This is a genomic window from Polaromonas sp. P1_G4 (assembly GCF_056405475.1).
Genome location: NZ_JBFUCA010000966.1, coordinates 1 through 786, shown reverse-complemented (window position 1 = coordinate 786; position 786 = coordinate 1). Strand labels below are relative to the sequence as shown.

The following is a 786-nucleotide window of genomic DNA, read 5'->3' as shown; positions in this document are numbered from 1 at the left end:
GGACATTGGTGCCCTACGCGCGCGTGCGCGAAGTGCACGCCAGTGCCGGCAGAGCCGTACGCACCGCCGACTACCTGATGTCCTTGCCGGCAAACAACGCCCCCAAGGACTACTACTCGCTCGGCGTCCTCGACAACTTCAAGATGCTGGCTGCACGTCCTGATGTACACCTTCGAGCCTTTCTGGTGCTTGAGCCACCCGTCGTCGACCCGAGCATCTACAAGGCATTACCGGAGCTGACCGCAGCTTTCGAGCGGGTCTATGTCCACAACGTGAACGGTGACGGCTATTCGCTCGCAGGTGTTGACAGCTCGCGGTTGCGCCAACTCTATTGGCCGCAGCCTCGCGAAGATGTTATGGAGCCGTACTGGTCTCGGTGTGAGCGCCTCAACCGCATCGTGGTGATCAACGGAAATCATGTGCCACGCAAAGTACCGAACGAGCTCTACAGCCGCCGCATCGAGGCGATGACCGAACTGGCGGAATCCGGTGTTGTCGATCTTTACGGCCGCGGCTGGGCCAAATTGAAGGCTCGTACGTCTCTCTGGTGGCCCTATATAAGCCGGCGCAAAACGCTGCTGTCGATTTACAAAGGCTCGTGCGAATCGAAATACGAGGTACTGAGTCAATACAACTTCTGCCTCTGTCTCGAAAACATGGCGATGCAGGGCTACGTAACCGAGAAAATTTTCGACTGCTTCTATGCGGGAACGATTCCCCTGTATTTGGGCGCTCCCGATATCAAGCAGTTGATCCCTGAGGAGGCCTATATCGATTGCCGTGAAT

Annotated in this window: 1 protein-coding gene; it reads left to right on the top strand. The window is 57.0% G+C overall.

All coding sequences use genetic code 11. The features are described 5' to 3' along the window. Positions 1 to 786: glycosyltransferase family 10 domain-containing protein (locus AC1D1X_RS24775; protein WP_477699550.1), on the top strand; the 786-nt coding region annotated here is incomplete at both ends.